Origin of the sequence: Nostoc sp. FACHB-280, from assembly GCF_014697615.1 — a bacterium.
GTDB lineage: Bacteria > Cyanobacteriota > Cyanobacteriia > Cyanobacteriales > Nostocaceae > Nostoc_B.
The window spans coordinates 55,055-75,512 of the sequence record NZ_JACJSD010000010.1 but is presented as its reverse complement, the minus strand read 5'-3'; the positions used below and the strand labels follow the sequence as shown (position 1 = coordinate 75,512).

At 41.8% G+C, this 20,458-nt stretch carries 18 protein-coding genes; 13 read left to right on the top strand and 5 right to left on the bottom strand.

Translation table 11 applies throughout. From position 1 onward, the window contains the following. Nucleotides 1–939: 939 nt before the first annotated feature. From H6G75_RS09795 to H6G75_RS09750, 10 genes are all read left to right on the top strand, one after another. Nucleotides 940–1,296: a hypothetical protein gene (locus H6G75_RS09795; RefSeq protein WP_242051496.1), complete on the top strand. Its 357-nt coding sequence runs from the start codon at nucleotides 940–942 to the stop codon at nucleotides 1,294–1,296. 338 nt (nucleotides 1,297–1,634) lie between these two features. Beyond that, nucleotides 1,635–2,255: a thioredoxin family protein gene (locus tag H6G75_RS09790; RefSeq protein ID WP_190979749.1), complete on the top strand. Its 621-nt coding sequence runs from the start codon at nucleotides 1,635–1,637 to the stop codon at nucleotides 2,253–2,255. A 6-nt stretch (nucleotides 2,256–2,261) separates the two neighbouring features. After that, nucleotides 2,262–2,951, top strand: a complete 690-nt coding sequence (locus H6G75_RS09785) for a cytochrome c biogenesis CcdA family protein (protein ID WP_190979748.1) — start codon at nucleotides 2,262–2,264, stop codon at nucleotides 2,949–2,951. 218 nt (nucleotides 2,952–3,169) lie between these two features. Then, nucleotides 3,170–3,658: a DM13 domain-containing protein gene (locus H6G75_RS09780; RefSeq protein WP_190979747.1), complete on the top strand. Its 489-nt coding sequence runs from the start codon at nucleotides 3,170–3,172 to the stop codon at nucleotides 3,656–3,658. A 198-nt stretch (nucleotides 3,659–3,856) separates the two neighbouring features. Beyond that, complete coding sequence (locus tag H6G75_RS09775) at nucleotides 3,857–4,465, top strand: cytochrome b/b6 domain-containing protein (protein ID WP_190979746.1); 609 nt, start codon at nucleotides 3,857–3,859, stop codon at nucleotides 4,463–4,465. 10 nt (nucleotides 4,466–4,475) lie between these two features. Next, on the top strand, nucleotides 4,476–5,198 hold the full coding sequence (locus tag H6G75_RS09770; protein WP_190979745.1) for a molybdopterin-dependent oxidoreductase: 723 nt from the start codon (nucleotides 4,476–4,478) through the stop codon (nucleotides 5,196–5,198). A 45-nt stretch (nucleotides 5,199–5,243) separates the two neighbouring features. Next, entirely contained in the window at nucleotides 5,244–6,050 is an 807-nt protein-coding gene (locus H6G75_RS09765) for a DUF928 domain-containing protein (RefSeq protein WP_190979744.1), read from the top strand. 31 nt (nucleotides 6,051–6,081) lie between these two features. Further along, on the top strand, nucleotides 6,082–6,978 hold the full coding sequence (locus H6G75_RS09760) for a DUF928 domain-containing protein (protein ID WP_190979743.1): 897 nt from the start codon (nucleotides 6,082–6,084) through the stop codon (nucleotides 6,976–6,978). A 52-nt stretch (nucleotides 6,979–7,030) separates the two neighbouring features. Then, nucleotides 7,031–7,765 carry a DUF928 domain-containing protein gene (locus H6G75_RS09755; RefSeq protein ID WP_242051495.1) on the top strand — a complete coding sequence of 245 codons (735 nt, stop codon included), beginning with the start codon at nucleotides 7,031–7,033 and terminating at the stop codon, nucleotides 7,763–7,765. 348 nt (nucleotides 7,766–8,113) lie between these two features. Beyond that, nucleotides 8,114–8,347 (top strand): hypothetical protein, encoded by a 234-nt coding sequence (locus tag H6G75_RS09750; RefSeq protein WP_190979741.1) that lies wholly within the window; start codon nucleotides 8,114–8,116, stop codon nucleotides 8,345–8,347. A gap of 127 nt (nucleotides 8,348–8,474) precedes the next feature. Here H6G75_RS09750 and H6G75_RS09745 read toward each other — a convergent pair whose 3' ends face one another. Together H6G75_RS09745 and H6G75_RS09740 are read right to left on the bottom strand one after the other, a co-directional pair. Beyond that, complete coding sequence (locus H6G75_RS09745; protein WP_190979740.1) at nucleotides 8,475–11,609, bottom strand: efflux RND transporter permease subunit; 3,135 nt, start codon at nucleotides 11,607–11,609, stop codon at nucleotides 8,475–8,477. A 77-nt stretch (nucleotides 11,610–11,686) separates the two neighbouring features. Then, nucleotides 11,687–13,252 (bottom strand): efflux RND transporter periplasmic adaptor subunit, encoded by a 1,566-nt coding sequence (locus H6G75_RS09740; RefSeq protein WP_190979739.1) that lies wholly within the window; start codon nucleotides 13,250–13,252, stop codon nucleotides 11,687–11,689. A 50-nt stretch (nucleotides 13,253–13,302) separates the two neighbouring features. Here H6G75_RS09740 and H6G75_RS33500 point away from each other — a divergent pair, with 50 nt between their 5' ends. The 3 genes from H6G75_RS33500 (at nucleotide 13,303) to H6G75_RS09730 (ending at nucleotide 15,024) form a co-directional block, all read left to right on the top strand. Beyond that, complete coding sequence (locus H6G75_RS33500) at nucleotides 13,303–13,428, top strand: hypothetical protein (RefSeq protein WP_277884085.1); 126 nt, start codon at nucleotides 13,303–13,305, stop codon at nucleotides 13,426–13,428. 311 nt (nucleotides 13,429–13,739) lie between these two features. After that, nucleotides 13,740–14,711, top strand: coding sequence for a sodium-dependent bicarbonate transport family permease (locus H6G75_RS09735; protein ID WP_190979738.1), 972 nt, complete (start codon nucleotides 13,740–13,742; stop codon nucleotides 14,709–14,711). 4 nt (nucleotides 14,712–14,715) lie between these two features. Beyond that, entirely contained in the window at nucleotides 14,716–15,024 is a 309-nt protein-coding gene (locus H6G75_RS09730; protein WP_190979737.1) for a P-II family nitrogen regulator, read from the top strand. Nucleotides 15,025–15,155: 131 nt separating this feature from the next. Here H6G75_RS09730 and H6G75_RS09725 read toward each other — a convergent pair whose 3' ends face one another. The 3 genes from H6G75_RS09725 to H6G75_RS09715 all read right to left on the bottom strand — a co-directional run bounded on the left by H6G75_RS09725 (nucleotide 15,156) and on the right by H6G75_RS09715 (nucleotide 19,883). After that, nucleotides 15,156–16,286: a CO2 hydration protein gene (locus tag H6G75_RS09725; RefSeq protein WP_190979736.1), complete on the bottom strand. Its 1,131-nt coding sequence runs from the start codon at nucleotides 16,284–16,286 to the stop codon at nucleotides 15,156–15,158. A 67-nt stretch (nucleotides 16,287–16,353) separates the two neighbouring features. After that, nucleotides 16,354–17,868, bottom strand: coding sequence for an NADH-quinone oxidoreductase subunit M (locus H6G75_RS09720; RefSeq protein WP_190979735.1), 1,515 nt, complete (start codon nucleotides 17,866–17,868; stop codon nucleotides 16,354–16,356). Nucleotides 17,869–18,026: 158 nt separating this feature from the next. Further along, the gene (locus H6G75_RS09715; protein WP_190979734.1) at nucleotides 18,027–19,883 is read right to left on the bottom strand and encodes an NAD(P)H-quinone oxidoreductase subunit F; all 1,857 of its coding nucleotides are present in this window, start codon (nucleotides 19,881–19,883) and stop codon (nucleotides 18,027–18,029) included. Nucleotides 19,884–20,458 lie beyond the last annotated feature (575 nt).

The following is a 20,458-nucleotide window of genomic DNA, read 5'->3' as shown; positions in this document are numbered from 1 at the left end:
AAGTTTCTACTCAGCACTCAGCGAGAAGTTGCGTGCGGAGAGAACTTGCGTGCGCGGGTTCCCCGCGTTGAGCAAACTTCGGAGGGTTCCCCCCGTTGAGCAAACTTCGGTGACTCATCACTCACCTATCCATCAGAAGTATATCTTGCCTATACTCCGTGTAATTTTTAATTCATCCCATTGCCGCATGACGAGATAGTGCAATTCCAGGTATTATCACTACCAAATTTGGTAGATGATTACTTATATCAAAGCTGTTTCAAAAATTTTTGCTTCGGAGTTGTAAAAATGTACGACAAAAGCGACATAGAGATAATGATTGAGAATATGAGTTTATCTGGTGTGCTTAGTATACTTTCGCAGGTCTGTTACGAGAAAGCCGAACATTTGAGAACCAATTGGCAAGACGTAGAAACAGCGAGAACATGGGAGAAAGTTGGTAGAGCCGTTGGTAAAATCAAAATCAAAACCGATCTATAAATTTCCTTAACTCAAACAATTGGGTTTTTGTTGGTAGCTGTGACGATAGTAGAAATGCAGCAGTTCCCAAAAACCCAATTGAATCAAAATTGCTGAGTTAAAAAACTGTTCATCTGGAGCAGGTTACAACCTCCGCCTCAGACTCATCCCCTTGACTCTCTGCTCCCTCGCCTCTTTTGACACCCTTACACCCATTCGCAACAGCCCAAAATTTGGGTGTACATCAGACAATATATCTGGAAGTCTTGACTTTTTGCGTAATCCCCAACGATATTAGTGTACTAATCAATAGACATTTCTCAATCATCAAGATGAAGTCAGATAGTTAAGTAAAATTAATTTTTGCAAAGTAATTAAAAAAAAAAGTTAATTTGTTATCAAAATCTGGCTCCATCCGTATGATTATACAGGATGATCCTTGTCTATTTCTTTAGTAAGACTTTTAAGGGGTTCCAAAAGATGATGAAGTTAAAATTTGTTGGTGTGATTGCGAGTCTTGCTTTGGTTGGTAGCTTAGTTGCTTGCTCTGGCGCTGGTGATAATCAAGCTGCTCCCAATAATGCTCCTTCGGCTGCTCCTGCTTCTAACACTGGTGGCGACGCTATGAAGAATGACGGCGGCGCTATGAAGAATGACGGCGCTATGAAAAAAGAAGGCGACGCTATGAAGAAAGAAGGCGACGCTATGAAAAAAGAAGGCGACGCTATGAAGAAAGATGGTGACGCTATGAAGAAAGAAGGCGACGCTATGAAGAAAGATGGTGACGCTATGAAGAAAGAAGATGCTACTAAACCAGCACCAGCTAAAACACCCTAATATTTTGCGTCGCTGAGGATACATTGCCTAAAAAGACTGTTTTTACATCATTAATAATTAAGAAGTTTGTATCCTGAAGCCACTTGTGCATACAAGCATCGCTGAAAAACTTTTTGTAACCGTTCTGGAAAACTTTGATGTAAAAATGGTAATTTTTTATACTGTAAAAGTTCTTAGATTAGAACGATTTTTCAACACAGATAAAAATTACCAAAGCCATTGATTTATGGGTGCGTTGTGTACGCACCCATTTCTCCGAAAAGCTGTTTCGGTATCTCCGTAATCATCCGAAACCAAGAAGTATTGAACTATATCTTCATAACTACAAGGATTGCTTTATGGATAGATATTTCATCAAGCGCCGCCGACTGCTTACTTATCTGGGGTTAGGAGCGATAGGAGCAGGTGGAGTAGCGATCGCATCTGGATGTTCTGAGAAAAGCGTTATTTCCACACCTACAAATGTTGCGCCAACTGCTAACTCTAGTACTCCAGCGCAAAATACTACCGCCGCCTTACCTCCTGATGCAAAACTGCTTCCAGAATTCCAAGGCATTTCTCAGTGGCTAAATTCCTCACCCTTAACCACTGCTGACCTCAAAGGTAGTGTGGTGTTAGTGCAGTTTTGGACATTTGCCTGCATTAACTGTCAGCGTACCCTGCCTTATGTGACTCGTTGGCATCAAGAATATGCTGATAAAGGCTTAAAAATCGTCGGTGTCCACACACCAGAGTTTGCTTATGAAAAAGTGGTCAACAACGTCAAACAAGCTTTGAAAAAGCACAAAATTAACTATGCAGTACCAATAGACAACGAATTTCAAACTTGGAATGCTTATAAAAACGAATACTGGCCGCATTTGTTTTTAGCCGATCGCCAAGGGGTAATTCGTTACGATCACATCGGTGAAGGTGCTTATTCCGATACAGAACAAATGATCCGTCAGCTTTTAGGATAAGTTGAGATGGCAATCACTTCCCTATCAGCCGGGTTAGCAGTTTTGGCGGGAGCGTTAACAGTACTGTCACCTTGTGTTTTGCCGGTTTTGCCTGTGTTAGTGGGGCGATCGCTTTCTACCCACCGTTATGGGCCTGTAGCCTTAGTAGCGGGTTTAGTCGGTGGATTTGCCACAGCCGGGAGTGTGCTAGGAATTGCCAGCAGTTGGTTAGCTGGGTTGGCTAATACTCTACGTTATTTGGGCATATTGATTTTATTGCTCATGGGTGTGTTAGCAATCTTTCCTAAATGGAGCTATTTACTGCTGAGTTATTTGCAATTAGGCAGGATTAAAAGAAATACAGGGGTAGGATTAGCCGGAGAGTTTTGGTTAGGCACTCAGCTTGGTTTATTGTGGACTCCTTGTGCTGGGCCTGTGCTGGGGAGCATTTTAGTTTTGGCAGCCAGCAAGCATGAAATTTTTGGGACATTTGCACTATTATTGGCTTTTGGTGTAGGGGCAGCGTTACCGTTATTAGCGATCGCTTATGCTGGGCGTTATGCCAGCAAATCTTTGCTAGGGTTGCGATCACGCAGTGAAATGTTACATAGAGTGGGTGGTGTTTTGGTAGCCGCATCTGCGATCGCCATTCTCTTGGGTTGGGATGTGCAGATTCAACTGTGGTTAGCTCCCATGTTTCCCCGCCTCCCTCTGTAAATTCTCTAAAAAGCAAATAAAATTCTTGAGGAAATTTATAAAAACTTGCTAAATTTTCAGGGTTTACCGCTACTTTCAGTGTAGTTAATAGTAACTTCATGGTAAGTTGCAATCATGACTACACAGAAAAATGCAACATCAATGAGCAGCGAATTGAGCGCAGCCAGTAATTGCAGACTGCGCTCATGTTTCGATGAGTATTGGGAGGCGTTGGCGCTATGCACAGGCAATTACTAATTTTGAGTTTGGCGGCTGTAGCGATTATGGGTTGTACAACCCAAGTACAGACAAAACCGACTGGTAATTCGACAATTCCAGTTCTAGAAAGCGTTCAAGCCACAGAACCCGCAACTTCCACAACTGCAACCCCAACTAAAATTGTCAAATCTGGTAATTTTGTCAAAGGAGAACACATCACTCAAGGTAATGCAAGCATTATTACCGAAAATGGTAAAACCTTTTTGGAATTTGATCAAAACTTCAAAACTGACAGTGGGCCAGACTTGTTAGTAATTTTACATCGGCAACAGCAACCCAAAATTTACGGCATTACTGAAAAAGAGTACGTCAGTTTGGGGCGCTTACAAAAAACTTCTGGTAGCCAACGCTATGCCATCTCCAAGAATATCAAGATTGCAGATTTTGCCAGTGCAGTAATTTGGTGTCTGACTTTTAACGCCACCTTTAGTTATGCAGCCTTCAAGTAATCATCTGCCGACAAATTAATCTTTATTCATCGGGAATAGATAAATAGTTTTGTAATCATTTTATTACTAATCTCAATAACGCATAAAGTGGCTAAATAAACCTGATATAAGTATTAGTGAGCAATTATTACCCAATAAAAATAAGGCAGTAGAACACCTGAGACATTATCAGTTTGAATACAAAAATTAGGATTTTCTATGGCTGCTTCAAAAGCTGGTAAACGTAGCAAACCTCCGGCAGGGCCGAAACAAGAATTGGCTGCTAAAATCTTTCATGGCCTCAACATCATCAGTTTATTCTTGATGATTGGCAGTGGCTTGCAAATTTACAATGCTAACCCTGTGTTTGGTGGACGAGGCGGATGGACATTTCCCCGCACATTCTTACTCGGAGGATGGTTAGGCGGTGGACGCAATTGGCACTTTGCAGCCATGTGGTTGTTTGCGTTGAATTTATTAGCTTATGGCATTTACATATTTTCAACGCGGCGTTGGGAAAAGCGATTTGTTTCCCAAGGTGACTTGCAAGTTTTACAGAAAGGCCAGAATCCCAAACGGAAAAACTATGCTTGGCATCGGTTAATTTATACCGGAATTGTACCAATATTAATTTTGGCGATCGTCTCCGGTGTGGCAATGTACAAACCAGCTCAACTGCATTGGTTGTCTGGATTATTTGGTAGTTGGCAAACCTTACGAGTAATTCACTTTATTACCGTACCCATAGTTATCATCTTTGTCATTGGTCATTTTCTGCTATCCCAAAAAGTTGGGGGCTATCGTCTAATTAAATCAATGTTTACTTAAAAGAGGTGGTATGGAAGAATTCAACGCACCGCGCCATCTATTGACACGCCGCCGCTTGTTGCAACTATCGGGAGTGTCAAGCATGGGTTTACTCCTCAGTAGTTGTGGTACAAGTTTACTCTCAGAGCCAGTCGGTAAATTGACAGAACCACTGAACCTGAAAGTCGGAGAATTATTACTTAAACCACAGACACCAGTCCCCGAATTTCCCATCAGTGCGATTGAACCAAATGCACTGTTAATTAATAGCTTTAATGGTACTCCTCAAATTGACCCCAACAAATTTCGCCTAATTATTGATGGTGAAGTCAATCAGCCAATGCAATTAAGCATGGCAGATATCCAAAAACTGCCCTTTAACTCAATGGTAATTCGTCATGTGTGCGTCGAAGGCTGGGCGGCGATCGTTCAGTGGGGGGGTGTGCGCTTGAGTGACTTGATCAAATTAGCCCAACCAAAATCTCAAGTGCGTTACGCCTACTTTGAATCTGCTGATAACTACTACGAAAGCTGGGACATAGCCTCCACATTACACCCTCAAACCTTGTTGGCTTATCAAAAAAATGGTCAATCCTTATCACCAGAAAACGGTGCGCCATTACGTTTAGCCTCTCCCATCAAACTGGGTTACAAACAATCTAAATGGGTAACTCGTGTCACTTTAACTAGTACTCTCAGCAGCAGAAAAGGATATTGGATTGACGAAGGTTATGAGTGGTTTGGGGGAATATAGTTAAATAAATTTATGCAAATTACGCAATAGTAGGAGTATACTTTAATGCCCGCTACAATGCCGCCAAAAACTTGGCTTACATTTTTCACAGCTGCTTTTGGGTTAACTTTTCTCTCTCCTACTTACATTGCAATAGCCCAGCAAAAAAAAGAAACTCTGCCAAATAATCTGGGACAGCCTCAAAGAACAGTCCAGTCTGCTACTCGTGTGAGATTAAATCTACCACCTTCTTTAGGTAAGCCTAATCGCCGAGTCCCAGCAGCCACAAGAGGCGGAAGTTGCATAGCCAACAAACAAAATCTTACAGCCCTAATTCCACAATCCAACGTGGGATTAACAACCATAGGCAATCCCACGTTATATTTTTTTATTCCTCAAAATACTGGTGCTTATCTGGAATTAGTGATTCAAAATGAAGATGAGCAAACAATTTACCAGCAGAAGTACCAAACAAACACTAAAGCCGGAATAGTGGGAATTAATTTGCCACCAAATACTTTAGCCGTAAACCAAAAGTATATATGGAATTTCTCAATTATCTGTAATCCCCAAAATCCTGCTTTAAGCAAACTTGTCCAAGGTACTATCCAACGTTTTGAAAACCCTTCACTGATGAAAAAACTAGCACAAGCTACTTTGCAAGAGCGTGTGCAACTATACGCAGAAGCTGGCATTTGGCATGATGCCCTTGATACTTTAGCAAGATTAAGATCATCAAGACCAAATGATTTCAAAGTCAAAGCTGATTGGGAAGCATTATTAACAGCACCAGGAGTGGAGTTTGATAAACAAATAGCACAGAAACCTTTAATTCCCCAAAAAGAAGCTCCAAAACTGTTGTTAAATAATTGAGCAACATTTCCTCATAGCAGAATTTAAGCAGATGATCTCCCCAAAACTACAAAAAATCGGGATAACAATCTTAGCCACTACAGTCGGTATGACTGGTATTTATTCAGTAAATACCGCAGTAGCAAGAGAAAAAATTATCTTTCTTCCTCCGGTTCTTGGTAGTCCACGGAGATTGATACCAGCCGGAACGAGAGCGTATGAACCGCCATTGAACGAGAATGCAAACATAGACATTCAACCACAACCAGCACCGATAGTAGCACCTCCGGGTCGCATTAGAGGTAATCCGGTCGAAAATACAATTCCGCCAGAACAGAACACTAGCCCAGTACCAGTTACAGGCCAGTGTTTACGAGGTAAAATACCTTTTACAGCTTTAATTCCCGAATCTCAATTAGGATTAACCACAGTTTCCAATCCGAGCTTGTTTTTTTACGTTCCCCAAACTTCTGCACCAGAGTTAGAGTTAGTTGTTAAAAATGAAACTGAGCAAGAGGTTTACACACAAAAATATAAACCAAATAACAAAGCTGGCATAATTAGCATACGGCTGCCTGTTAATTTGTTAGCAGTTAACAAACAATACAAATGGACATTTTCTGTAATATGTAATCCTACAGATCAATCTCAAAATAAAGTTGTAGCTGGTGTGGTGCAACGTATCCTACCAGACTTGCAACTAGTAAAAAAATTACAACAAGCAACCCGACAAGAACGTGCCGTTTTGTATGCAGCAGCAGGTATTTGGCATGATGCCCTTGCGACTGTGGCACAAAGACGTTACTTGCTTCCGAATAATTCCGAAATAGCATCTGATTGGCAAGAATTGTTAACTACACCAGGTGTTCGCTTAAATCAACAAATTGTACGGCAGCCTTTAATTCCTCCACCAGAAGCATTACAGTCCCACAACAAGCACAACTTTTAAGCTCTAACCCAGAAGTACATAATTTATGAACAACCTTTTACCACGAAAATTTTTGTCTACCGCAATCTCTGCAATTGTGGGATTAGCAATTGTCAGTCCTTTATTACCAGTACAAGCAGAAGTTAAGATTAATTTACCAGATTTAGGTAAAGGCCCTGGTAGAAGAGTTCCGGGGGGTTCACGGGGGGTAAATTGTGTTGCGAAAAATCAGTATTTGACTGCTATTGTGCCGATTTCCAATATTGGTTTAACAACTGTAGCTAACCCTACCTTATATTTTTATATTCCTGAAAATAAAGCACCAGAAGTAGAATTAGTTGTTCAAGATGACAATGAGCAAGAGGTGTACAAACAAAAGTACAAACCCAATGGTAATGCGGGTGTAGTTGGTGTAAGCCTCCCAGCTAATACCCTTGCTAAAGGTCAAAAATATCGCTGGAACTTTTCAATAATTTGTAATACTCAAGACCGTTCCTCGGATAAGTTAGTTCAAGGAACTATCCAACGGGTTGATAATCCACAATTGATGAGTAAAGTAGACAAAGCTTCTTTGCCAGAACGCTTGAAACTTTATGCCGATGCTGGCATTTGGCAAGATGCTCTTAATACTTTGGCACAGTTACGCTACTCTAGCCCTCAAGATTCAGCACTCAAAGCTGATTGGGTAAGTTTATTAACAACAGAGGGCGTAAAATTAGATACTGAAGTGGCTGAAGCACCATTAGTTCCAGAAAAAAATCTACTGCAACCAATCAATCACACCTCAGAAGTGACTACACCTCAATAGAAAGCATCCAATTTCACAAAAAATGGAGCTTAATTTTAATCTCACCCTGGTTTTACTAAGAAGCCAGGGTTTTTACTGTTGCAAGACTTACACACAAGTGACGAAATATGGAACCACAGATGCGATTGTCGCCCCTTGAAGTGAAATGGTATCAATCCAAAATCTGTCTTGGAAAGTTTGCTCAACGGGGGGAACCCGCGCACGCAAGTTCTCTCCGCACGCAACTTTCCGCAAAATCTAAAATCCAAAATGGTATAAGTCCTGTCTCTCATGTGCATACTCAGACAATGTTCTTCCTATTAACAATTGTGGCTGTATTGCCAGCATTGTTTATCAGAGGAGGAGACTATGACAACACAATTCTACTCTCAGTTAATTGCCTCCTCTCTGGCATCTGGATTAATTGCTTTTGGTTACTCTATACCAGGCTTTCATACTGCAACAACTTTAACTAATAATATGACTGTCGGATCTGGCATTAATCACACATCATTAAATCAGATGTCTGCATCTCCTGTAGAACCAGAGTTTATGTTAGATAGTGCTTTTCCTGAACGACTAGTTATTGCTGGTAGTCGTTAGTCAGTCAGAAATCATTGCTAAGTCCCCTTCTGTTGAAGGCTTTCCCAAGCAGTAGCAAGTAAAACTTTATCTTTGAATGCAAAAGGCAGAAGTCAGGAGGAAAACTGACTTCTGCCTTTTGCCTCATTCAATACGTTGTTTCTTCGTGACGTGGTTTAATCAATCGTTCTGTCAGCGACTTAATCACAATATATAAAACAGGGACTACAAACAAACTTAAGAATGTTGCAATTAACATTCCACCAAATACGGCTGTTCCCAAAGATTGACGGCTACCTGCACCGGCACCGGTGGCTACTGCTAAGGGAAAAATCCCTAAAAGTGTGGAAAAAGCCGTCATCAAAATTGGACGTAACCGTTCTTGAGAAGCTTCTATAACTGCTTTGGTAATTGATAGTCCTTGGTCTCGCAATTGGTTGGCAAATTCTACAATCAAAATTGCATTTTTACTTGCCAAACCAATCAACATGACTAAACCAATTTGACAGTATACATCGTTAGGAAAACCCCGCATTGATTGGGCTAACAGTGCGCCAAAAATTGCTAAAGGCACTGACAGCATAATAATTAAAGGGTCGATGTAGTTTTCATATTGAGCCGCTAATACTAAGAAGACAAAGACTAATCCTAAACCAAAAATCACGGGTGCTAAACCGCCAGAGGCGAGTTCTTCTAGAGATGTACCTGACCATTCGTAGCCATAACCAGGGGGTAAAACTTGTTTTGCTACCTGTTCCATTTTTTGGATAGCGTCTCCAGAACTAAAGCCTGGCGCGGCGGCACCGTTGATTTCAATGGAGCGAAATAAATTATAGTGGTTGATGGTTTGCGCTCCTGTGGTGGGAGTAATTTTCACCAAATTACTCAACGGAATCATTTCATTTCTGCGGGAACGAACGTAGAGTTTACCGATATCTTGGGGGTTAGAACGAAACTGTTCATCAGCTTGGACATATACCCGATAGTTCCGCTGCTGGAGGTTAAAGTCATTGACATATTGCGACCCCAAGGCAGTTTGTAAGGTAGTAAAGATATCATCTACATTAACTTGCAGGGCGTTGGCTTTGTTGCGGTCTACTTCTACAAGTAGCTGGGGTGTATTAGCGGCAAAGGTGGTGAATACACGTTGCAGTCCAGGAGTTTGATTGGCACGACCAAGCAATTGACCCATTGATTGCACTAGGTTATCTAAGCCACCGTTACCTCTGCGGTCTTGGAGTTGAAAGGTAAAACCACCAAAGTTACCTAAACCTTGAATTGCTGGGGGGTTGACAGCAAAGACTCTGGCTTCGGGAATGGCGAAAAACTTGCCTTGTAGTTTACCGATGAGGGCTTGGACTGTCTGATCTGGTCGTTTACGTTCATCCCAATTTTTTAGGGTAGTAAAGATAATACCACTGTTGGCAGTACTTCCACTGAAACCAAAACCGCCAACTGCAAAAGTTCCAACGACTTCGGGAAGTTGCAAGATTTCTTTTTCAACTTTGGACATAACATCGCTGGTGTATTGCAGCGATACTCCTTGCGGCCCTTGAATAATTGTGATGAAGTAACCTTGGTCTTCGTCGGGGAGGAATGCCGTTGGGACGCTGGTATACAACCAAGCAGTCAATCCCAAAGAAACGATAAATAGACCAATAATCACACTTTTAATGCGTGTGAGAAAACCAAGCGATCGCTGATATCCTTGTCTTACCCACTCCAAAAATCTGTTAATATGTCCAAAAATCCAGCCAAGCCAACCAGTAGGTCTTTGTCCTTGGCGTAGTAGCAAAGCACACAATGAAGGTGTTAACGTCAGAGCGATAAACGTAGAAATAGCAATGGAAAAGGCAATTGTCAGCGCAAATTGCTGGTAGAGTGCGCCTGTTGTTCCTGGAAAAAACGCTACCGGGACAAACACCGCCATCAATACCAAGGAAGTCGCAATTACAGCACCAAATAATTCCGCCATTGATTCACTAGCAGCACGGCGGGGATTGATGCCTTTATCTTGAATAAATCGGCTAATTTGCTCCACAACCACGATCGCATCATCTACCACCATCCCTGTTCCCAGAGTCAAACCAAATAAGGTCAAACTATTAATCGAAAAATTAAAAACTTTAACAAAAGCAAATGTCCCGACTAAAGAAAAGGGAATCGTCAGTGCTGGAATCAATGTAGTGCGCCAGTTTTGTAAAAACAAAAAAATCACAATTACAACCAGCACAACGGCTTCAAACAGAGACTTAACTACTTCTGCTAACGACTCTTCGACAAAGATAGTTGTGTCAAAAGCTACTTCATATTTTATCCCTGGTGGAAAACTCGGAGCTAGTTCCGCCATCGCGGCTTTAACTCCCTTGGCTACATCCAAGGCGTTACTCCCAGGAACCTGATTGATGCCTAAGCCAACAGCATCTTTACCCCGATATCGCAGAAACGTGTTGTAATTTTCTGCCCCTAGTTCGGCACGACCAACATCTTTGAGTTTAACTAAAGTTCCATCATCTTCTGTTTTCAGAACAATGTCTTCAAATTCTGTGGGTTCTGTAAGTCGGCTGGCAGCACGCACATCAATTTGATATTGTTGTCCCTTGGGTGCAGGTTCTTGGCCGATTCTGCCTGCACCAACTTGCAAGTTTTGTTGTGCTAATGCTGTAGTGACATCTTCTGTGGTTAATCCACGAGTTGCTAACCGATTTGGATCTAACCACAGGCGCATTGCATAGCGGCGTTCACCAAAAATTCTGACCTCTCCAACACCTTTGACTCTCTTGAGTGCATCAGCTATGTACAAGTCAGCATAGTTGCTTAAAAATGTGTTGTCATACTCGTTATTTTCGGTATATAAACCTATCCCCAACAGAATATTGCTGGATTGCTTGCTGACTCTAACTCCTGTACGTTGCACCACATCTGGTAATTGTGCCTCGGCAATGGAAACCCGATTCTGGACATCAACAGCAGCTAAGTCTTTATTTCGTGAAGCATCAAAGGTAATTGTAATATTGCTTGTACCGTCGTTGCTGCTGCTGGAGGTCATATATTTGAGACCTTCAACACCATTAATTTGTCTTTCTAAGAGATTAGTGATACCGCTTTCTACAACTTCGGCACTGGCTCCACTGTAGTTAGCTGTAACGTTAATTTGTGTGGGACTAATATCGGGAAATCGGGCAATGGGTAGCGTGGGAATACTAATTAATCCCACCAGCAGAATAATAATGGCACAGACCGTAGCGAAGACTGGTCGCTTGATGAAGAAATCAACAAACATAATTAGAAGTGTGAAGTGTAAAGTATGAAGTATGAAGCATAAAGTATGAAGTTTCAGACTTCATCATTCATACTTTTTTAGGGAGTCGGGGTTATGGGTGCGCCGTTGGTTAAGTTGAGGATGCCAGAAACTACAATCTTGTCTCCGGCTTGGAGTCCTTCTAGCACTTGGTAATTACTGCCTTCAATGGCTCCTAATTTGACTGGTTTTTGCAAAGCTACTAAAGCTGGCGCTCCGGGTTTGGGATTTTCCGGTGCTTGAGCCACAAATACAAATGCTTCTCCACCAAGACGGGATACTGCTGTTACAGGAATTAAAATTCCGGGACGTTCAGCCCAAATGATTTTTGTTTGGACTAACTGACGGTTCAATAGTTGTCTACCACCATTTCTAAAGGTGGCTTTGGCTAAAACTGTTTGCGAAGTAGAATTGGCATTGGGCGAAATAAAACTGATGTTACCTGTAGCGGTAGGTTGCCCCTGAGTATCAAGCATCTGCACAGGTAAACCGACACGTAATTGCTTGGACTGAGTGAGAGGGACAGAGATATTTAATTCTAAAGAGTCATTTCTGGTGAGGGTGGTGAGGCTATCGGCTTTGCTGACAAATTCTCCGACTCTTACCGGGATATCGCCTAAAAGGCCAGTAAAGGGAGCGCGGACGTTGGTGTATTGCAATTGTACTTCGGCGGCTTTGACTTGAGCTGCGGCTTGGGTAACTTGCGATCGCGCTTGGGCTATTTCTTCTTGACGGGGGCCGTTTTCTAGTTGTCTTAAGTTTTGTCTTTGCTGTTCAACGGCTGCTTGCAACTCATTGATATTGGAAGTTCTACCTTTGCTGAGTTGCTCTAGGCGTTTTTCGGCTACTACTAAGGCGGCGGCGGCGCTACGTTGTTCTTTGAGATAGCCTTCCATCTGATCTTCGGAAATCGCGCCTTGTTTTTGTAAGTTTTCGTAGCGTTCGGCGCGGGATTTGGCTAGGGCTAAGTCAGATTTAGCAGCTTCTATTTGGGCTTCGGCTTGAGCCATTTCTTCGGGACTAGAACCTGTTTGAGCATCTCGTAAACGCGCTTGGGCTTGTGATAGCTGCGCTCTGGCTTGGGCAATTTCTTCTGAGCGTGTACCTGCTTTCAGTTCTGCCAGACGTGCTTGGGCTTGTTCAAGCGAGGCTTTGGCTTGGAGTAACTGCGCTGCTGCATCATCACTTTGCAGGCGAATCACGACTTGTCCTTGAGAAACGCGATCGCCTTCTCGAAATAAAATTTGTGTGATGCGTCCGTCAATTTCTGGCTTGAGTGTGACTGAACGTGGTGCATCCAAAGTCCCAACTAATTCTGACGTTTCCTGAATTTTTGCATCCTCCACAGTGGCTAATTTCACAGGAACTCCCATCGGTTGCCCAGCTGCTGCCCCAGCAGGTGCATTACTCGCTGGGTTAGTTTTCCACCATTGCCAACCTGCACGCAAACCCGTAAATAGCAGCAGGAGTCCTAAAATTATTGGCCAAAGCAGCTTTTTCTTCGCTGGGGAGATATGTTTTGGTTCGGCTGGAGAATCTGTTGGTTGAGCCTGATGAGAGTCCGGAGTAACAGGCTGTTCTATTTCAAGCGGAAACTGTGAATCAGGGAACTCAGATTGGGACATGGCTTTTCATGCAAGTACTTGCTTGCATTATATCTGGAGGAAACCAAAATGTGTATAAACTAAGTCAAGCAATGGCGATCGCGGCAACATCAGCTTTCGTAGTTTTAACCCCTAAATTTGTCAGTGTAATAATAAGTTATGATTATTTAAAATTTCAGAAAAAACCTTATGTATAGGTAAATTGAGATAAATAAAAACTATTGTTTACCTAAGAGTTCCATTAGGACTACCTGAAAAAACTCAAGTAATCAACACCAGCATAAAATTACGCTAATTCCGCACATCCCGCGTCCTTCTGACGATAGAAATGTTTGTCAGTAAAACATGCAAGAAAAAGTGCTGAGTGCTGAGTAAAAAATTGAATCTTATTGACTAACCTGTAACCTGTAACCTTGCTGAATATATTCCCAAGAATTTTCGATGTGTACGATATTACCCTAAACTTGTTTATGAGTATTCAGCTAATTTTTGGAGGCATGGTGGAATTATGGATGTCAGCTTGATTGTATCCAACATCTTAAATCCACCTGTGTTAGCTTTCTTTTTAGGTATTTTGGCAGTATTAGTTAAAACAGATTTAGAAATTCCTGCACCAATACCGAAATTATTATCGTTGTATTTGTTATTTGCCATTGGGTTTAAAGGTGGAGTGGAACTGGTTAAAAGTGGAATTACTCAATCAGTTATCCTGACGCTTTTAGCCGCGATGTTAATGGCTTGTATTGTTCCTGTTTACACATTTTTTATTCTGAGAATTAAACTTGATACTTACAATTCAGCCGCGATCGCAGCTACTTATGGCTCTATTAGTGCTGTAACTTTTATTACTGCCAGTTCTTTTTTAACGCAACTAGGAATGAGTTTTGATGGTTTTATGGTTGCAGCCTTGGCATTAATGGAATCACCAGCAATTGTCGTAGGGTTAATATTAGTTAAGGTTTTTACCGTTGATGAAAGCGATCGCGAATTTAATTGGTCAGAAGTATTACAAGAAGCTTTTCTAAACAGTTCAGTATTTTTGTTAGTTGGTAGCTTGTTCATGGGTATTCTTACCGGAGAACATGGTTGGCAAACCTTAAAACCCTTTACCCAAGATATGTTTTATGGTGTGCTGACGTTCTTTTTATTGGATATGGGACTTTTAGCTGCCAGAAGAATAAAAGATTTGCAAAAAACTGGGTTTTTCCTGATTTTGTTTGCGATACTAGTACCAATTTTTAATGCTGGCATAGCTTTATTAATTGCGAAAGCGATCGGAATGTCCCAAGGAGATAGCTTGTTATTCTCTGTGCTGTGTGCCAGTGCATCCTACATTGCTGTACCAGCAGCTATGCGCCTCACCGTCCCAGAAGCGAATCCAAGTTTGTATGTTTCGACGGCGTTAGCTGTGACTTTTCCTTTTAATATCATTGTCGGCATCCCGCTCTATTTATACGGCATTAATCTATTTTGGAGGTAAGATTATGCAGCCTGTAAAACGGATAGAAATCTTTGCCAATTATGTTGAACTCGGTAAAATTTTAGAATCTTTAGAAAAGGCAGGCGTAAGGGGACATTCAGTTATCAAAGATGTAGCCGGCAAAGGTACAAGAGGCACCATCACCAATGATTTAGCTATGACAATGCTAGACAATGTTTATATCATTGCCTTTTTTCCACCTGAAAAATTGCCCTTGGTAGAGTCAAATGTCAGACAAACTCTGAATAAGTTTGGCGGAGTTTGTTTTATTTCTGACGCAATCGAAATTGAGACTACTAGATGTGTGGGGTGAGTAAAAGAGGCTAGGGATTAGAGGCTAGAGACTAGTCAGTAGGATTAAATTTTTTACTCATCACTCATTACTCATCACTCAGCACTCAGCACTCACACTTCGACTGCGCTCAGTGTCCAGCACTCAACACTTTAACTATTAACATCATTTAAGCGTGAGGTTGTAAATCTATCCATCCACTTTTCTAGATAAACTCGGTTGGCATTTTGTTCAGATGGTTCTTGAGTGTCCGCAGAGTAAGGCATCAATCCTAAAATTGCGGCTGTCGTCACGCAAAACATTGACTTTTGGAAACTAATACAGATTTGTACTCGTAAATCATCTTCTCCACGCAGACGACGACGATACACAGCGTGCAAATATTCTGGCAAATAATGGCGCATATCCTGCATCAGTAAGGTAGGAGGAATACCAGCACCGCCAATTGGTAAAGGATCAGCGTACAATGCACCATACTGGAATCGTCCTTGATCTGGGGGAATTTGATAAGCTTGGGCATTGTAAGAAACTGTGCCGTGAAATGGAGTTCCCCGGAAGAAAACGGCCTCAACATAAGGCACAGCTGTATCTGCTAAAAATGTTAAACCAACACTTTTAGGGATAAGGTCGTAGACTTTATCTTGAATTTTGACAGAATATGTAATTGGCTTGAGGGCATCGGCTACTAAACCTGCTTTAATGTGGTCTACAACTTGGGCAATTGATGTAATTTCGCCGTTGTCATAGCGGTCAGATAAACTGAGGAAAATATCAGCCATGACGCGCCAAAATTGACCTAAACCACTGTAGTAAGCCGAAACTCGCAATTGTTCCGTTAAAAACTCAGGGAATAATTGGTTTAATCCTAAAACAAAGGGATTATTTTTAAATTTGGCCGTGATAACTGCTTTGGCACGTTCTTGAAATTCTTTGGTATCTAAATAAGCATCTAAACCACCACCACCGTGCCACATCATGGCTTTCATGCAATATTCGGCATATTCATAATTGATGCGATCATGCCACCAGTGACGCAGTAATTTTGCCAAGGAAAATTCATCGTTAAAGTATTTAAAAAAAGGAAAAAATACTAAAAATTGATGATCAGCAATATATATAAGATTGTTAGAGTAGGCATCTAAAACCACACCATAGCTTTTCAGAATGCCAACTACTTCTAAAACATTTTCCTTGCTCTCAGGTAATAATGCCCCGCCTGTTTGCAATCTTTCTACATACTCAGCTAAAGGATGTGAGCCAGGTTTATTTTGAATAGTTACCATTGCCAGTTCTCCAAATTGGGAATGAGTCAATAAAAAGGCAAAAGTAAAATTTTTTACTTTTTACTTCTTACTTTTGACTTGAATTGTTTTTGCTTGCCTTTTCTATAGAGACTGTTGCCACTACCTTATCTACATTCATCATGGCGGTGATGGTTGGTTCAGTCCAGCGAGATAACCAAGTAGGTTGAATACCTAAAATTACAATCAGTACAGCTAACACTACAGATGGCAGGCGATCGCTCCAATAAACTTGTGGTAAATTAACTACCTGTGCAGATAAGCGCCCAAAGAAGGCTCGATTCATCAAAATTAAGAAATAAACCGCAGTCAAACCAGTCCCCAGCATAGATAGTAGGGTTTGCACCGGGAAAATGGCAAAACTACCGCGGAAAATCACAAATTCTGAAATAAAGCCTACCATTCCTGGAATACCTGCACTGGCCATGACTCCCAAAACCATCAAGCTACCAATCACAGGCATTCCGCGTTCAGGATTTAATAAGCCACGAATCACTTCTAAATCACGGCTACCTGCTTTTTTGTAGACAACTCCAACCAACAAAAACAGCAGGGCAGAAATCAAACCGTGGCTAATCATCTGCATTACAGCACCCAAGACACTCAGAGGTGTAGAAGCAGCGGCAGCTAATAATACATAGCCCATGTGTCCAATTGAACTATAGGCTACCATTTTTTTCATGTCAGTTTGGGCGATCGCGCAAGATGCACCATAAAGCACACTCACTACTGCCCAAGTTGCTAACCAAGGTGCAACATAACTCCAAGCATCGGGTAGCAAGTTCATTCCAAACCGCAATAAGCCGTAAGTTCCCAACTTCAACAGCACCCCAGCTAACAATACAGAAATGGGTGTGGAAGCTTCAACGTGGGCATCAGGCAACCAAGTGTGGAAGGGAACCAACGGTATCTTAATCCCAAAGCCGACCAAAATTCCTACCAGCAATAAGATTTGTGTGGCTAGTGGTAAAGAAGCAGCATTCAAATTGGCTAAGGCAAAATTGGAACCGCCACTCAGCCAAACCATACCCAGGAAACTTGCCAAAATCAAAATCCCAGATATGGCTGTGTAAATTAAAAACTTAGTCGCGGCGTAACCTCTTTTCGCACCACCCCAAATGGCAATTAGCAGATACAGGGGAATCAGTTCCAGTTCATAAAACAGGAAGAACAATAGTAAATCCTGTGCCAAAAAAGCGCCTGTTACCCCTGTGCTTAACAGTAAGATGAGCGAGTAATACAATCGGGGTCTTGGTTGGGAAATATCGCTGCTAGAGATAGCAATACAAGTCAACAGTCCATTTAAAACCAGTAGGGGCAAAGATAAACCATCAATTCCCAGGTTGTAACTTAACCCGATGGCATCTACCCAAGGAATAAACTCACTAAACTGTTGACTAATTTCTCCTGGGTTAAATTGAATGGCGAGAAAAACTGACCACAAAAAGGTAATACCAGCACAGACAAACGCCATACTACGGGCAAGTTTGCCATCAAGAACAGCAGGCCAAAAACCAATGATAGTTGCGCCTAACAATGGCAGCAAAATTAATGCACTCAGCATAGTTTCGAGAGAATTAGGGAATGGGGAGTAGGGAATTGGGAGTAGGGAGTAGGTATTGTTTACTCAGCACTCACACTTCGACTTACCTCGACTTCTCCTGACGGAGACGCTGTGCGAACGCTCGGTACAAGTCGCTCAGTGTCCAGCACTCAGCACTTTTAAAAATGCAAGTTGTTCAGCAATCCTAAAGACCAACTGATGAAGAAACCCAAAATGCTGATAACTACAAGGATAGTCAACATATAGCCTTGGGATTGGCCAGAAATGCTGTACCTTAAACTTTGCCCACCAAAAATAGTGAAAATCCCCACAAAGTTTACTAAGCCATCAACAAGATAGCGATCGCTCCAAGCGGATATCTTAGACAGTAAGGCTACTGCTCCTACTACTGTCACCCGATAGATTCGATCTATGTAAAAATCGTAACCCAACAAGTCTTGTAAGAATCGCCATACCAAAATTCTGGATCTTGACCAAGCTTTATGTAGGTACATTGTTGAGCCAATACCTACTCCAACTACAGTCGAAACCAGCAAGGTAGAGACTACGTACCAGTTGATACTTTCTCGGCTGGGCAGCAAGTACCATTGCTGAAGCATCAGGGGCAGTAGTAAGGTCATGATGGTCAGCGTTACCATTGGCAATGCCATCTGCCAGCCGACTTCGGGCGTACGGCGAGTTTTTTGCTGTGGTTGACCCCAAAAGATTAAGCGAAATACTCGCGTTAAGTTTAAGGCTGTTAAACCATTCACGATGACTAAAACGGCAATTACCCAAGGGCTAATAGCCACCAAACCATCAGCCCACGACAACATTGCCCAAAAGCTGCCCAGTGGTAATAGTGTAATCATACCAGCCGCACCCACGACAAAGGCGGTAGTGGTAGCTGGCATCCGCGACCATAAACCGCCCATCTCGGTTAAATCTTGGGTACTGGTGGTATAAATCACCGAACCAGAACTCATAAATAATAATGCTTTGGCGATCGCATGAGTCAGCAGCAACATCAAGGCCACGCCTCCTTGCTGCATTCCTACCGCCAAAAACACCAGTCCCATGTATGCACTAGTGGAATGGGAGAGCGATCGCTTAATATCAATTTGCGCCAGTGATACTAAAGTCGCCCCTACTGCCGTCACTGAACCCATAATGATCAGCGCATTCAAGGCTACTGGGGATAAAGCCAAAATGGGTTGCAATTTGTACAGTACATAAGCACCACCCGCGACCACCAGCGAATTTCGCATTACCGAAGCAGGGTTTGGCCCTTCCATTGCTTCATCTAACCACAAATGCAAGGGAAACTGAGCGCATTTACCCGCAGGCCCAGCAATTAATCCTAAACCTAGTAATGTGGCAGCTACAGGGCTTAATTCTGCTGTTTGTGTCCATTCATACAAATCAGAAAAATTCAAACTGCCAGCCCAACTCGAAAGCGTTACCACAGACATTAGCAACAACAAGTCTCCCACCCGCTTTGTTAAGAAAGCATCCCGCGCCGCTGTCACCACCAAAGGTTGTGCATACCAAAAACCCACCAGCAGGTATGTAGATAGCGTCAGAACTTCTAGCAAAGCATAACTGAGAAATAAAGAGTCACTAATGGCTAAACCACTTAATGCTGCTTCAAAAAAACCCAGTAGCCCAAAAAAACGTGCTAGAGACCAATCCTTCTCTAGATAGCCCAAAGCGTAAATTTGTGCCAACAAACTCAAGCCTGTGATTAAAACTGTTGCCCCAACACTCACGGGCGAGAGTTCTAATGCAAAGGATAAGTTTAAATCCGCCGCTTGAAACCAACTAACTAGTAAATTCTCTGGTTCTCTGTCCCAAACATCTTTAAAGACAAACAAGCTATGGGCAAAACCCAAAACAGTAGTCAACAAGTTGATATAAGCCGCTGGTCTAGGGCCTGTCTTCCTAATAATTCCCATCGCCCAGGGCAAAGTTAAAAGTGCGCCTATCAAGCTATACAAAGGCACACACCAACTTGTTGAAAATAGAAACTGATTCATTTAATTTGTTTACCTTTACAACTCTGCCTGAATTTTTTTACCTTTTGAAACATCATCTTTGACTTAGTTTTTTGGATGAAAATCTATGTTAAATTTGGTTTCTAAAAAATGTGTAATAGTTTTTAGGATTGCAAAATTAATGCCTAGATGTCAGCTAACATAATCGATTTACATATTCAAATTCTCCACCTTTCATTTGAACTATACTCATTTGTAAATTTCTATTTCTGATGTTTAGCAGAGATATTTATCAGATATATTTAAAAAAGTTATATGCTTTTTAGATATTCCTATTGACATACCACAAAACAGAGGAAAGATAGAAACTGTAAAAGATGCAGTAGTTTTACCTTCCTCACCAGAGACGATTAGTCTTGGCTATGAACAGCGATTTGGATATGTAATAAAAAAATTATAAAGCATAAGCGCCTGCTCTTGGAATCAGTGGACTTAAACAGAGCAGAAACACCGTATGACAAAGAATTAAGTTTTTTAAAACTTTTTTATTATAAACTATTATACTAATTTATATTGCCAGGGGAGCCAAGCTTTCCTATGCTTATTTTGGAAGTGTC